Source organism: Stenotrophomonas sp. CASM106 (genome assembly GCF_049384825.1).
Taxonomy (GTDB): Bacteria; Pseudomonadota; Gammaproteobacteria; order Xanthomonadales; family Xanthomonadaceae; genus Stenotrophomonas; species Stenotrophomonas muris.
This window is the reverse complement of sequence record NZ_JBMRFS010000016.1, coordinates 1-13,403: the sequence shown is the minus strand read 5'-3', so window position 1 is coordinate 13,403 and position 13,403 is coordinate 1. Positions and strand designations below refer to the sequence as shown.

Below are 13,403 nucleotides of genomic sequence, written 5' to 3'. Positions count from 1 at the left end.
AGCCGATGCAGGCCGGCATCACGGCGCCTTGGCCGCATGGTCCAGCGCGAAGTTCAGCGTCACCACGTTCACCCGCGGCTGGCCGAGCACGCCCCACTGGCGCCCTTCAGTATGTGCCTGCACCAAGGCCTGCACGCGCTCCACCGGCAGGCCGCGGGCACGTGCCACGCGTGCCACCTGCAGCTGCGCCGCCGCCGGCGACAGCTGCGGATCCAGCCCGCCGCCGGACTGGGTGACCAGGTCGGCCGGCACCTGCGCCGGGGCGACACCTTCGCGCGCGGCCACCGCCGCCGTGCTGGCGGCAACACGCTCGGCCAGCCCCGGGTTGCTGCGCGCCAGGTTGGAACCGGCCGCGGCCATCGGGTCGTAGTTGGCCGCCGACGGCCGTGCCTGGAAGTAGCCATCACCGGTGAACGGCTGCGACAGCCAGGCCGAGCCGCGCACCTGGCCGTTGCCGTCGCGCAGCAGGCTGCCCTCGGCCTGGGTGGGGTAGGCCAGGCCGGCGAAACCGGTGGCGATGCCGGCGTAGACCGCGCCGGCCAGCAGCAGGGTGGCCAGGCCCAGGCCGATCGCCGGGCGCCAGCCGGCGCCGTCCTGCAGGCTGGCCACGCGGGCTTCGGCCTTCGGTTCGCGGGGAAGGGTGGTGGAGGTGGAAGCAGAACGGTTCATGCGCCGAATACCAGGACAAGGAAGAGGTCGATCAGCTTGATCGCCGCGAACGGCAACAGCACGCCGCCGAGGCCGTACACCAGCATGTTCCGGCGCAGCAGCGCGGTGGCCGTGGCCGGGCGGAAGCGCACGCCACGCAGGGCGAGCGGGATCAGCGCGGGAATCACCAGCGCGTTGAAGATCAGCGCCGCCAGCACCGCGTTGCGTGGGCTCGACAGCTGCATCACGTTCAGTGCGGCCATGGCCGGAACCGCAGCGGCAAACAGCGCCGGCAGGATCGCGAAGTACTTGGACACGTCGTTGGCCAGCGAGAAGGTGGTCAGCGCACCGCGGGTGATTAGCTGCTGTTTGCCCACTTCCACGACCGCCAGCAGCTTGGCCGGGTCTGAATCGAGGTCGACCATGTTGCCGGCCTCCTTCGCCGCCTGCGTGCCGGAGTTCATCGCCAGGCCGATGTCGGCCTGGGCCAGCGCGGGAGCATCGTTGGTGCCATCGCCCACCATCGCCACCAGGCGGCCACCGGCCTGTTCCTGGCGGATGCGTGCCAGCTTGTCTTCCGGACGGGCCTCGGCGATGTAGTCATCAACGCCCGCTTCGGCGGCGATGGCGGCAGCGGTCAGCGGGTTGTCGCCGGTGATCATCACCGTGCGGATGCCCATCGCCCGCAGCTGTGCGAACTTCTCGCGCATGCCGTGCTTGACCACGTCCGACAGCTCGATCACGCCCAGCACGTGGCGGCCCTCGGCCACCACCAGCGGGGTGGCGCCATTGCGCGCGACCTGCTCGACGCGGCCGGCCAGTTCAGCCGGCACGTTGCCGCCCAGCGCCTGCACGTGGGCGCGGATCGCATCGGCAGCGCCCTTGCGGATCTGCCGCCCGTGTTCCAGATCGACGCCGGACATCCGGGTCTGGGCACTGAACGCCAGGTAGTCGGCACGGTCCGGCTCGGCGGTGGCGCAGCCCTGTTCGCGCGCCAGGCGCACGATCGACTTGCCTTCCGGGGTCGGGTCGGCCAGCGAGGACAGCAGTGCGGCCTCGCGCAGCTGGCTGGCGTCGATGCCGGCCAGCGGATGGAAGTGGCTGGCCTGGCGGTCGCCGTAGGTGATGGTGCCGGTCTTGTCCAGCAGCAGCACGTCGACGTCGCCGGCCACTTCCACCGCCTTGCCCGACTTGGCCAGCACGTTGGCAGCCAGCGCACGGTTCATGCCGGCGATGCCGATGGCCGGCAGCAGGCCGCCGATGGTAGTCGGGATCAGGCACACCAGCAGTGCGATCAGCAGCAGTGGATCGACCTGCACGCCCACGGCCGCGCCGATCGCCGGCAACGTGGCCACCACCACCAGGAAGGTCAGCGTCATCGCCGCCAGCAGCAGCGTCAGCGCGATCTCGTTGGGGGTCTTCTGGCGATTGGCACCTTCCACCAGCGCGATCATGCGGTCCAGGAAGCTGTGGCCCGGCTCGGCGGTCACCCGCACGATGATCTGGTCGGACAGCACCTTGGTGCCACCGATCACACCGGAACGGTCGGTACCGGCCTCGCGCAGCACTGGTGCCGATTCGCCGGTCACTGCCGCTTCGTTGATGGTGGCCAGGCCCTGCACGATCTCGCCATCGGCCGGCACCAGCTCACCGGCACTGACGATCACATGGTCGCCCGGGCGCAGCTCGGCGGCAGGCACCTGGGCTTCGGCTGCACCCGGCTGCGGCGCCGCCAGCCGGCGCGCCACCAGGTCCTGGCGGGCACGGCGCAGCGAGGCGGCCTGGCCACGGCCACGCGCTTCGGCCACTGCCTCGGCGAAATTGCCGAACAGCACGGTCACCAGCAGGATGGCGGTCACTGCCAAGCCGAAGCCCAGCGGTGCATTGCCGGTCAGGGTGACGATCGCGGCGACGATCGTGCCGGCCATCACCACCGCCATCACCGGGCTGCGCACCAGATGCATCGGCGCCAGCTTGCGCACTGCTTCGACCAGCGCACGGCGCAGGCCGGCGCCATCAAGCAGGGCAGGGCGCGGTGCATGGGTACTACGGGTTGAACTTGCTTGGGTACTCATCAGGGTGTCCTCAGCGCAGTCCCAGGCTCAGGTGATCGGCGATCGGGCCGAGTACCAGCGCCGGCATGAACTGCAGCACGGTCAGGATGACGATCACCGAGACCAGGGTCAGGGCGAAGGTCGGGGTTTCGATCTGCAGGCTGCCGGCAGACTCCGGCGCCTGGCGCTTGGCGGCCAGCTGTGCGGCCACCACCAGCGGAATGATCAGCAGCGGGAAGCGGCCCAGCAGCAGTACCAGCGAGCAGCTCAGGTTCCACCACAGCGTGGCGTCACCCAGTCCTTCGAAGCCCGAACCGTTGTTGGCGTAGGCCGAGACATACTCGTAGAACACCTGGCTGATGCCATGGAAGCCGGGGTTGGAGGTGCCGGCCAGGCCGGGCACGGCCAGGGTGATCGCAGTGAACACCAGCAGGGTGATCGGCTGCAGCAGCACCAGCAGGGCCAGCAGGCGCACCTGGGGCGTCTCCAGCTTGCGGCCGAACAGTTCCGGCGTGCGCCCGGTCATCAACCCGGCCAGGAACACACCCAGCAGCAGATAGACGATGAACTGCTGCAGGCCACAGCCGATGCCGCCCCAGATCGCGCTGACCAGCATGTTGACCATCGCGATGCCACCGCTCAGCGGCGCCAGCGAATCGTGCATGCCGTTCACCGAGCCATTGGAGACCTGGGTAGTCACCGCCGCCCACAGCGCCGTGCCTTCGGCGCCGAAGCGCACCTCCTTGCCTTCCATCAGCAGCGGGGTGGCGGCGCTGGCGCTATGCCCTTCGCTCCACATCATCGCGCCGGTGGAAAGCAGCGACATGCCCAGCATGCAGCTGAACACCAGGGCGCCGAAGCGACGCCGGCCGGTGAACGCGCCGATCATGAAGATCACCGCCATCGGCACCAGCAGGATGCCGACGATTTCCAGCGCGTTCGACAGCGGGGTCGGGTTCTCCAGCGGGAAGCTGCTGTTCGGGCCGTACCAGCCGCCACCGTTGGCGCCAAGCTGCTTGGCCGCGACCATCGCCGCCACCGGGCCCAGCGGCAGCTTCTGTCCGGTCATGCCGGCGCTGGCATCGATCGGCGTGGCCTGCGGGCCACCGGCCATCGTCGACGGCACACCCTGGCTGGTCAGCAGCAGGGTCCACACCAGGCACAGCGGCAACAGGAAACGCACGCACAGGCGCACCACGTCCACGTAGTAGTTGCCTACCGCCACCTGGCGGTCATCGCCGGCACCGGTGGCCGCCGCAGCCTGCGGCGCACGCGAGAACAACGCGCGCAGCGTCGCCACCGCCAGCGCCAGGCCCATCATCGGCGTCACCACCTGCAGGCCGGTGATGCCGGTCATCTGCGAGAGGTAGGACAGCTGCGCCTGGCCCGAATAGTGCTGCTGGTTGGTGTTGGTCAGGAACGAGATCATCGTGTGCAGCGCGGTGTCCCAGCGCATGTTCGGGATCTGGTCCGGGTTCAGTGGCAACCAGGCCTGGGTCATGAACACCGCCTGGGTCAACACAGCGACCACCACGTTGCTCAGCACGAAGGCCAGCACGTAGCCGCGCCAGGACATCGCGCGCGAGGGATCGACGCCGAACACCTTGTACAACGGCTTTTCGATCCAGTTGAACAGCACGTCGACCTTCATCGGCGTGCCGCGCATCACGCGGGCCAGGTACAGGCCCAGCGGCCACGCCAGCAGCAGGCTGGCGGCAAGAATGACAAGCATCTCAGTCATGGCCGGCTCCGTTAGAACGATTCGGGCCGCAGCACGACATAGAGAAGATAGGCGGCGGCGACCAGCACCAGCACGCCACACAACAAAGACAGCCAGGGGGACATTTCAATAGCGACCTGGTGGAACCCCTCCACCTCAGGCCGTCATCGTCGTCCTGCCGCCCATAAACGCACTACGCGCCGGACCGGGCCGACGCGTAAAGAGTGCATAAATTCCGTGGGCCAACCCGTAACCAGGCGCCGCCTGCTGTAGAGCCGAGCCCATGCTCGGCTGCCCTTTCCCAAGGTCACGCGGAGTCGAGCGTGGCCCGACGCTACAGGCGAATCACGGCGCCTGGCTCGCCTGCGCCACGCCCTTCAGCTCGCGATAGCGCTGCAGCGTGCTGTCGATCTCGGCCTTCAGCGCCTGCTGCTGCTGCAGGAATCCGGCCTGCAGGCGTTGCTGCGACTGCAGTTGCACGTGCCGCTGGCGGATCGCCTCGGCCTGCTTGTCGGCCACCTTGCCACCGGCCAGTTCGCGGTCACCGGCGGCCGACAGCAGCGCCACCAGCGATTCGCGCAGGCTGGTGACGTTGTACTCGGCGGTCTTCAGGTTGTTGTCCAGCACTTCCTGGCGTTCGGCGAACACCCGGCGCAGGTCGTCCTCGCTGCCATAGGTGGACAGCATCGCCTGCTCGGTGCGCTGGCGGGTCTGCTCGGCCATCAGGTCCAGCTGCTGCTGCTGTGCCACGGTGCTGGCTGCGGCGCGCTCCTCGTCGGTCAACGCGCGCTGGACCTGCGCATTGCGCAGGCCGCTCTTCGCGTTGAACTCCTCGCGGGCGTGATTTACCGCATCGGCCGGCAGCGAATCACTGCAGATCCGCTCCTTGCCCTCGTTCCAGCAGTACAGCTTCTTTTCCACCTTGCCGCCGTCGCGCGACTGCGCCGGCACGGTGAACGGCACGGCCAGCAGCAGGCCGGCAAAGAGAACAGCAGGAACTCGGGACATGACCTTTCCCCTGGTCGGTCAGCGGATCGAACGGACGCCGTACTGGGCCCGGTAGGCTTCCAGCGGCTGCCGGTAACCGACAAGTTCCGGGTTGCCGGAGGCGAAATCAAGCAGATCGGCCAGCGATGCCACGGCGATCACCGGAATGCCGGCTTCTTCGGCCACCGACTGTGCCGCCGAGCGACGGTCGGCTTCCGAGGCGATCTCCTGGCGGTCCAGTGCCACCACGATGCCGGCCGGGGTGCCGCCGGCAGCGCGGATGATGCCCAGCGCTTCGCGGATCGCGGTACCGGCGGTGATCACGTCATCGACGATCAGCACGCGCTTGCCATTCAGGTCGGCGCCGATCAGCTGGCCGCCTTCACCATGGTCCTTGGCTTCCTTGCGGTTGAACGACAGCGGCAGGTCGCGGCCACGCTGAGCCAGCTCGCAGGCCATCGCGGTGGCCAGCGGAATGCCCTTGTAGGCCGGGCCGAACACCACGTCGTACTTGATCCCGGTGGCATCGATGGCATCGGCGTAGCAGGCGCCGAGCTGCGACAGCAGCGAACCGGAGTCGAAACGACCGGCGTTGAAGAAATAGGGGCTCAGCCGGCCGGACTTGAGGGTGAACTGGCCGAAGCGCAGGGCGTCGGCAGTCAGGGCCAGCTGCAGGAAACGGTGGCGGTGGTCGCTCATCAAAACTCGATTCATCTTCATTTGGAGCACAAATCCTAATCCAGCTGGGCGTTTTGCGCTCGTCCAGCGCCATGTGAAACCCGTCCAGGCCCGGCCTGGCGGACTGCGCAGCCCTGCAGGCAACCGGTATGCTTGCCCGGTTTCCCGCCGCAGGTCCCCCGCATGCGCATCATCAGTTTCAACGCCAATGGCATCCGTTCCGCCGCGACCAAGGGCTTCCTCGACTGGTTCCGTGCCCAGGACGCCGACGTCCTGTGCATACAGGAAACCAAGGCCCAGGAAGACCAGCTGACCGACCCGATGTTCCGTCCGGACGGCCACCACTGCTTCTATCGCGATGCCATCACCAAGAAGGGCTACAGCGGCGTGGCGATCTACAGCAAGCGCGAGCCGGACCAGGTCATCACCTCGCTGGGCTGGGCGCCGTTCGACGACGAAGGCCGCTACATCGAGGCGCGCTACGGCAATCTCAGCGTGGTCTCCTTCTATATCCCGTCGGGCAGCTCGGGCGACCTGCGCCAGGGCTTCAAGTTCGAAGTGATGGAATGGCTGCGGCCGATCCTCGAAGCGTGGGCGCGCAGCGGCCGCGACTACGTGCTGTGCGGCGACTGGAACATCGTGCGTTCGGCGCTGGACATCAAGAACTGGAAGTCCAACCAGAAGAACTCCGGCTGCCTGCCGGAAGAGCGCGACTGGCTCAACGCGCTGTGCGCCGACCACGGCCAGGCCACCGATGTCGCCGCCGGCCGTGGTTGGGCCGACGCCTACCGCCTGCTCAACCCCACCGGAGAGGACTACACCTGGTGGAGCAACCGCGGCGCCGCCCGTGCCAACAATGTCGGTTGGCGCATCGACTACCAGTTCATCACCCCGGGCCTGCGTGACCGACTGCGCAGCTGCTCGATCTACCGCGACGAGCGCTTCTCCGACCACGCCCCGTTCACCGTGGACTACGACCTGTGACCGAGGCCGCCACGCCGGTCAGCTACAAGGGCTGGGCCGGCATCAAGCGCGCCTTCGGTACCCCGTCGGCGCTGACCATGGCCATGCTCGGCTTCGGCAGTGGCCTGCCGTTCCTGCTGATCGCCTCGCAGACCCTGTCCACGCGCCTGCGCGACGTCGGGCTGGACCTGGGCAGCATCGGCCTGATCAGCCTGGCCAGCTTCTTCTACCTGCTCAAGTTCCTGTGGGCACCGCTGCTGGACCGCTACGCCTTCCCGCTGCTGGGGCGGCTCGGCCGCCGCCGCTCCTGGCTGCTGGTGTCGCAGGTGCTGGTGCTGGTCGGGCTGGTCGCGCTGGCCTTCGTGCGGCCCGAACAGGGCGTGTGGCCGTTGGTGATGTGGGTGCTGGTGGCGTCGTTCGCCGGCGCCACCCAGGATTCGGCCGTCGATGCCTACCGCATCGAGATCGCGCCGCAGACCGCCCAGGCGGCGCTGGCCGCCACCTATACGCTGGGCTACCGGATCGGCCTGATCCTGGCCGGTGCCGGCGCGCTGTACCTGGCCCAGTTCGAAGGCTGGATCGTCGCCTACCTGGCGATGGCCGCGCTGATGCTGCTGCCGATCGTCACCACCCTGCTGTGCGCCGAACCGCAGCGCCCGGCCACCGCCGTGCAGCGCCGCATCGACATTGCCGAAGCGTTCGTCCAGCCCATCTCCAGCTTCTTCAGCCGCAATGGCGTGGCACTGGCACTGGTGCTGCTGGCCTTCGTCGGCCTGTTCAAGTTCCCCGACCAGGTGATCGGGGTGATGGCCGGGCCGTTCTATCTCGACTCGGGGTTCGACAAGGCCGACATCGCCACCGTCTCCAAGCTGTTCGGCGTGTGGATGGGCATCGGCGGCGCGTTCCTGGGCGGCATCGCGGTGGCCGCATTCGGCTTCCGCCGCATGCTGCTGGTGGCCGCGCTGGGCGTGGCGCTGTCCAACCTGGCCTTCCTGCTGATGGCGCACAATCCGGGCAAGCTGTGGGCGTTCTACGCCGCGCTCAGTGCCGACAACCTGTTCCAGGGCTTTGCCGGCACCGTGCTGGTGGCCTTCATGTCGTCGCTGACCGACCGCAACTTCACCGCCACCCAGTACGCATTGCTGGTCTCGCTGGCCAACCTGCCGGGCAAGTTCGTCGGTGGCGTCTCCGGCTACATCGTCGAAGCCACGTCCTACAGCACGTTCTTCATCCTCAGCTCGATCACCGTGGTGCCAACCCTGCTGCTGCTGGCGTGGCTGTGGCCGCGGATCGCCGACCGCGGGCCGCCGCCGGTCGCCTGATTGCCTGCCCGCCCGGACTGCGGGATCATCGCCCCCGACGCGCCGAGGGGGCGGTGCCTTGCGAACGGGGAAGTGAGCATGGCCGACGTTGTGCTGCGGGACCTGGACCCGCTGCTGCTGGAACGCATCCGACGGGTCGCGGTCGCCCGCGGCTGGACCCACGAACAGACCTGCGCCGCCTTGCTGGAGCAGGGGCTGTTCAGCAGTGAACTGGAGGTCCGCTCCGGCTTCGGCGATCCCGAAGTGGACGCCCTCTCCGCCGCGATTGCCGCCCTGCAGGCCCTGCCGGCAGGGCAGGGCTTCGATTAGCGCCTTTGTAGAGCCGAGCCATGCTCGGCTGCTCCTGGCCCGGCCTGCGCGAAGCCGAGCAGGGCTCGGCTCTACAACGGCGCCTCACCTGCGCGGACGGCCCACCTCACGCCAGGTGGATCGCCCCCAGGATCCGCGGGCCCGTTGCCCCGGTCACGCTCGGCAGGTTGCCCGCCAGCCCGTCCATCGTCCGCTGCGCCAGCCAGGCGAAGCCCATCGCCTCCACGTACTCCGGGTCCAGCCCATGCACCGCGCTGGACTCCACCTGCACCTCCGGCAGCCGCGCCGCCAGCCGCTTCATCAGCTGCCGGTTGCGCACACCGCCGCCACAGACCAGCAGGCGCCGGGTCTGCGGCTGCTGCGCCAGCAACGCATCGGCCACGGTCGCCACGGTCAGCTCCAGCAGGGTGGCCTGCACATCGGCAGCGGCGTACTCGCCTTCCCCCATGTGGGCTTCGGCCCAGGACAGGTGAAACTGTTCGCGCCCGGTGCTCTTCGGCGGCGGCAGCGCGAACCACGGGTCCGAGCGCCAGCCGGCCAGCAGGCCCTCGTCCAACGTGCCAATGGCAGCGTAAGCGCCATCGGCATCGAAGGTGCGGCCGGTATGGCGCTGGCACCAGGCGTCCATCAGCGCATTGGCCGGGCCGGTATCGAAGCCACGCACCGCGCCTTCGCGCGGGATCAGGGTCAGGTTGGCGATGCCGCCCAGGTTGAGCACCGCGCGGTCTTCGTCGGCGGTGCCCAGCATGCCCAGGTGGAAGGCCGGCATCAGCGGCGCACCGTGGCCCCCGGCCGCCACGTCGCGGCGGCGGAAGTCGGATACCGTCGTGATCCCGGTCAGTTCGGCAATGCGGTTGCCGTCGCCCAGCTGCACGGTGAACGCCGGGTCGGCCAGCGGGCGGTGGCGCACGGTCTGGCCGTGCGAGCCGATCGCGCGCACCTGGCTGCGGTCCACGCCGGCCTCGGCCAGCAGTTGATTGGCGGCCCCGGCGAAGTTGATCGCGATCCGCGCGTCCAGTTCGCCCAGTTCCTCCAGCGACTCCAGCGGGCCACCTTCGCCCAGCGCCACCAGCCGCGCGCGCAGCACCGGCTCCCAGCGGGCGGTCAGGCCGTGCACGAAGCGGCAGCCACCGCCGGCGGGGAACTGCACCAGCGCGGCATCGATGCCATCGGCGCTGGTGCCCGACATCAGGCCAAGGTACAGGGGGGCGTCAGCGTCGGCAGTCGTGTTCATGGCAGGCATAAAAAAAGGACGCGGCAAGCTTGGGCTGCCGCGTCCTTCTTCGTCAACGCAAGACGCTCAGCCGCGCTTGCGGCCGGTCGCCTGCTTGTCCTTGGCGCTGGCCACCTCGGGCGCAGCCTCGTCGCGGCTGGTCGGTGCCGGGCTGGCGTCGGCGTAGATCAGCTTCTCCATGCCCTGGATGCGCGCCATCGCCGGCGCGGTCTGCGCGCGGAAGGCGACCAGCTCGGCGCCCTTCAGCGGTTCCGGCGGCGGCATGGTCACGGTCAGCGGGTTGCGGTGCTCGCCGTTGACGCGGAATTCGTAGTGCAGGTGCGGCCCGGTCGCCAGGCCGGTCGAACCGACGTAGCCGATCACCGTGCCCTGGGCCACGCGCTGGCCGGTCCTGATGTTCGCAAAGCGCGACATGTGGCCGTACAGGGTGGTGTGGCCGCGGCCATGGTCGAGGATCACCACGTTGCCGTAGCCGCGCTGCACGCCGGCGAACTGCACGCGGGCATCGCCCGCGGCCATGATCGGAGTGCCGGTGCGCGCGGCGTAGTCCACGCCCTTGTGCATGCGCATCTTGCCCAGCACCGGGTGCTTGCGTGCGCCGAAGGTCGAACTCAGCCGCGCGAACGGGATCGGCATGCGGATGAAGCTCTTCTTCAGCGAACGGCCGTTGATGTCGTAGTACTCGGACTTGCCGTTGCGGTCGAAGCGGAAGCCGGAATAGGTCTTGCCACCGGTGGTGAAGGTCGCCGCCAGGATCTTGCTGGTGTCCACCTTCTCGCCTTCGCGCCAGGTTTCATCCATCACCACGCTGAAGCGGTCGCCCGGCTGCAGGTCCTTGGAGAAGTCGATGTCGTACTTGAAGATGTCGTCGGTCATCGTCGCGATCGCCGACGGCGACAGCCCGGCCCGTCGGGCCGCGGCATACAGCGAACTGGTGATCTCGCCGCTGGTGACCACGGTGCGCGTGGAGGACTCGCGCTTGGTCACTTTCTCCTTGATGTCATCGCCGGCCAGGCTCAGTTCCACGCGGTTGTCGGCATCGCGGTCGAAACGGATGCTGCGCAGGTCGCCGGACAGCGGCATGTCGAAGGCGATCTCGGCACCCGGGCGCAGTTTGGTCAACGCCTCACGCGCGCCGGGGTGGTCCAGCACCCGGTGCAGGGTGGTGGCCGGAATGCCAGCCTTGTCGAACAGGTCGCTCAGGGTCTGGCCACGCTGCACGCGCAGCACCTGCCAGCTGTCACCCGGCACCTGCTGCTGGCGGGCCATGGTCAGCGGCGGCAACGGCAGCGCCAGGCTGGTGTGGCTGTCGGCGTAAGGCGCATCGATGGTGTGCGAGAAACCGGGGACGATCGTCGCCACCAGGGCGCCGATGGTCGCAAACAGGCTGGCGTGCATCCAATGGCGGCGGGTCCAGCGCTCATTGAAGGCGGCGGGAAGATGTTGCCTGAGCTTCCGATGCAGGGTGTTGTCGTGCAGGACGTGGAGGCGTTCCTGGAAGCGCTGCTTGCGTGCGCGCCCTTGTTCGGAATTGTGCATCGGCGGTTTTTTCCTGGCGGCCTGGGAGTGCGGGCCTGATCGCCGGTTACCATAGACACCTGAGAAAACGGCGTCAAACCCTTGTGCCCATTGGCTTTTGTGAAGCCAATCGGGTTAACTTCGCTTTAACACCCCACACAAGAATCGGCGTTGCCGGGAGTAGTCACGTGTCCTCGATTGAAGAAGCCCTTGCCCTGATCGGCCGTGGTGCCGACGAGATCCTCAAGCTCGAGGATCTGCGTGCGCGCCTGCAGGAAGGCCGCCCGCTGCGGATCAAGGCCGGCTTCGACCCTACCGCGCCCGACCTGCACCTGGGCCATACGGTGCTGCTGAACAAGATGCGCCAGTTCCAGGACCTGGGCCACCAGGTCATTTTCCTGATCGGCGACTTCACCGGCATGATCGGCGACCCGTCCGGCAAGAGCCTGACCCGCAAACCGCTCAGCCGCGATGACGTGCTCGCCAACGCCCGTACCTACGAGGAACAGGTGTTCAAGGTGCTCGACCGCAGCCGTACCGAAGTCCGCTTCAACTCGGAGTGGTTCGGCAAGATGGGCGCGGCCGACATGATCCGCCTGGCCGGCCAGCACACCGTGGCGCGCATGCTCGAGCGCGACGACTTCGCCAAGCGCTATGCCGCCCAGCAGTCCATCGCCATCCACGAGTTCCTGTACCCGCTGGTGCAGGGCTACGATTCGGTGGCCCTGGAGGCCGACGTCGAACTGGGCGGTACCGACCAGAAGTTCAACCTGCTGATGGGCCGCGGCCTGCAGGAACACCACGGCCAGAAGCCGCAGGTGGTGCTGACCATGCCGCTGCTGGAAGGCCTGGACGGCGTCAACAAGATGTCCAAGTCGCTGGGCAACTACATTGGTATCAGCGAGCCGGCCATCGACATCGTCACCAAGACCATGAAGGTGGACGACACCCTGATGTGGCGCTGGATCGAACTGCTGTCCTTCGACATCAGCCAGGCCGAAGCCGTGCAGCTGCGCGAGCAGGTGGCCAATGGCGGCTTGAACCCGCGTGTGGTCAAGCTGCGCCTGGCGCGTGAACTGGCGACCCGTTTCCACGACGCCGCCGCGGCCGAGCAGGCCATTGCAGGCTGGGAAGCAGCGGTGACCGGGCAGGGTGACATTACCCAGCTGCCGCTGCAGGAGGTGGCGATTCCGGCCGAAGGCCTGCGTATCGCTGCGCTGCTGACGGCGGCCGGCCTGACCCCGAGCAACTCTGAAGCCAACCGCAAGCTCAAGGAGCGCGCGGTCAAGGTCGACGGTGAAGTGGTCGAAGATGGCCAGCAGGTGCTGCAGCCGGGCTTCGAAGGCCTGCTGCAGGTCGGCAAGCGTACTTTCGCCCGCGTGCGCCTGGTCACTGCCTGACAGCAGGGAAGGGCCGGCGCCAGCCGGCCCTTCCTTATGCTCTTGTAGAGCCAAGCCTACGCTTGGCTGCGCTTCGCGGGTTCCTACCGCAGCGCGACGGATGAACAGATGCAACATCCGGTGAAAAAAATCGCCACAACCCCTTCACAAACGATGTGGATGGGGCCATACTTCTCCTCCCCCGTCGCAGGGGTCGCCACCAAGGGGCTTCAGCGACAACAGGGTGCCCACCACCGCCGAACGAGATGATCGAACGAAGGTGTTGACGGACTGAAAAAGTCTGGCATAATGGGCGGCTCGCTACGAAGGAAACTTCGCAGCACATGGGAGTGGCGCTGAGGCCACTTCCCCGGATCTTTGAAAGTATGCGCAGGTATCTTGTGAAGGCGCCTGCAGGAAGGATGATTGTCCATCTTGCAGACGTTTGATCAAGCAACTATTAATTGTTTTAAAGCAAGCGATACGTTGCCAGAATCAATCATCTGCAGCTTTAAATTTTGATCTTCGGATCATGTAGTTTTAAGTGAAGAGTTTGATCCTGGCTCAGAGTGAACGCTGGCGGTAGGCCTA

At 67.5% G+C, this 13,403-nt stretch carries 12 protein-coding genes; 4 read left to right on the top strand and 8 right to left on the bottom strand.

Annotation, left to right across the window (positions count from 1 at the left end):
• Positions 1-18 precede the first annotated feature (18 nt).
• From kdpC to pyrE, 6 genes are all read right to left on the bottom strand, one after another.
• Positions 19-669: a potassium-transporting ATPase subunit KdpC gene (gene kdpC / locus VG556_RS21545; protein WP_100449248.1), complete on the bottom strand. Its 651-nt coding sequence runs from the start codon at positions 667-669 to the stop codon at positions 19-21.
• A complete protein-coding gene (gene kdpB, locus VG556_RS21540; protein WP_049441858.1) occupies positions 666-2,723 on the bottom strand; it encodes a potassium-transporting ATPase subunit KdpB in 2,058 nt (685 codons plus the stop codon). Before kdpB ends, kdpC begins: the two co-directional genes overlap by 4 nt.
• Before the next feature lie 10 nt (positions 2,724-2,733).
• Positions 2,734-4,443, bottom strand: a complete 1,710-nt coding sequence (gene kdpA, locus VG556_RS21535; RefSeq protein WP_100449249.1) for a potassium-transporting ATPase subunit KdpA — start codon at positions 4,441-4,443, stop codon at positions 2,734-2,736.
• Between the two features lie 11 nt (positions 4,444-4,454).
• The gene (locus VG556_RS21530; RefSeq protein ID WP_005407770.1) at positions 4,455-4,547 is read right to left on the bottom strand and encodes a potassium-transporting ATPase subunit F; all 93 of its coding nucleotides are present in this window, start codon (positions 4,545-4,547) and stop codon (positions 4,455-4,457) included.
• Positions 4,548-4,767: 220 nt separating this feature from the next.
• Positions 4,768-5,430: a hypothetical protein gene (locus VG556_RS21525; RefSeq protein WP_032961414.1), complete on the bottom strand. Its 663-nt coding sequence runs from the start codon at positions 5,428-5,430 to the stop codon at positions 4,768-4,770.
• A gap of 18 nt (positions 5,431-5,448) precedes the next feature.
• Positions 5,449-6,108 (bottom strand): orotate phosphoribosyltransferase, encoded by a 660-nt coding sequence (pyrE, locus tag VG556_RS21520; RefSeq protein ID WP_032961411.1) that lies wholly within the window; start codon positions 6,106-6,108, stop codon positions 5,449-5,451.
• Between the two features lie 162 nt (positions 6,109-6,270).
• Between pyrE and VG556_RS21515 the strand changes: the two genes are divergently transcribed.
• From VG556_RS21515 to VG556_RS21505, 3 genes are all read left to right on the top strand, one after another.
• Positions 6,271-7,071, top strand: coding sequence for an exodeoxyribonuclease III (locus VG556_RS21515; protein WP_049405785.1), 801 nt, complete (start codon positions 6,271-6,273; stop codon positions 7,069-7,071).
• Positions 7,068-8,372, top strand: a complete 1,305-nt coding sequence (locus VG556_RS21510) for an AmpG family muropeptide MFS transporter (RefSeq protein ID WP_014645677.1) — start codon at positions 7,068-7,070, stop codon at positions 8,370-8,372. The genes VG556_RS21515 and VG556_RS21510 overlap by 4 nt, the downstream gene beginning before the upstream one ends.
• A gap of 78 nt (positions 8,373-8,450) precedes the next feature.
• The gene (locus VG556_RS21505; protein WP_014645678.1) at positions 8,451-8,681 is read left to right on the top strand and encodes a hypothetical protein; all 231 of its coding nucleotides are present in this window, start codon (positions 8,451-8,453) and stop codon (positions 8,679-8,681) included.
• A 106-nt stretch (positions 8,682-8,787) separates the two neighbouring features.
• Here the strand turns inward: VG556_RS21505 and VG556_RS21500 are convergent, their stop codons facing one another.
• A complete protein-coding gene (locus VG556_RS21500; RefSeq protein ID WP_100449251.1) occupies positions 8,788-9,915 on the bottom strand; it encodes an anhydro-N-acetylmuramic acid kinase in 1,128 nt (375 codons plus the stop codon).
• A 66-nt stretch (positions 9,916-9,981) separates the two neighbouring features.
• Positions 9,982-11,454: a M23 family metallopeptidase gene (locus VG556_RS21495; RefSeq protein ID WP_032961400.1), complete on the bottom strand. Its 1,473-nt coding sequence runs from the start codon at positions 11,452-11,454 to the stop codon at positions 9,982-9,984.
• 167 nt (positions 11,455-11,621) lie between these two features.
• Here VG556_RS21495 and tyrS point away from each other — a divergent pair, with 167 nt between their 5' ends.
• The gene (tyrS, locus tag VG556_RS21490) at positions 11,622-12,833 is read left to right on the top strand and encodes a tyrosine--tRNA ligase (RefSeq protein ID WP_032961398.1); all 1,212 of its coding nucleotides are present in this window, start codon (positions 11,622-11,624) and stop codon (positions 12,831-12,833) included.
• Positions 12,834-13,403: the final 570 nt, after the last annotated feature.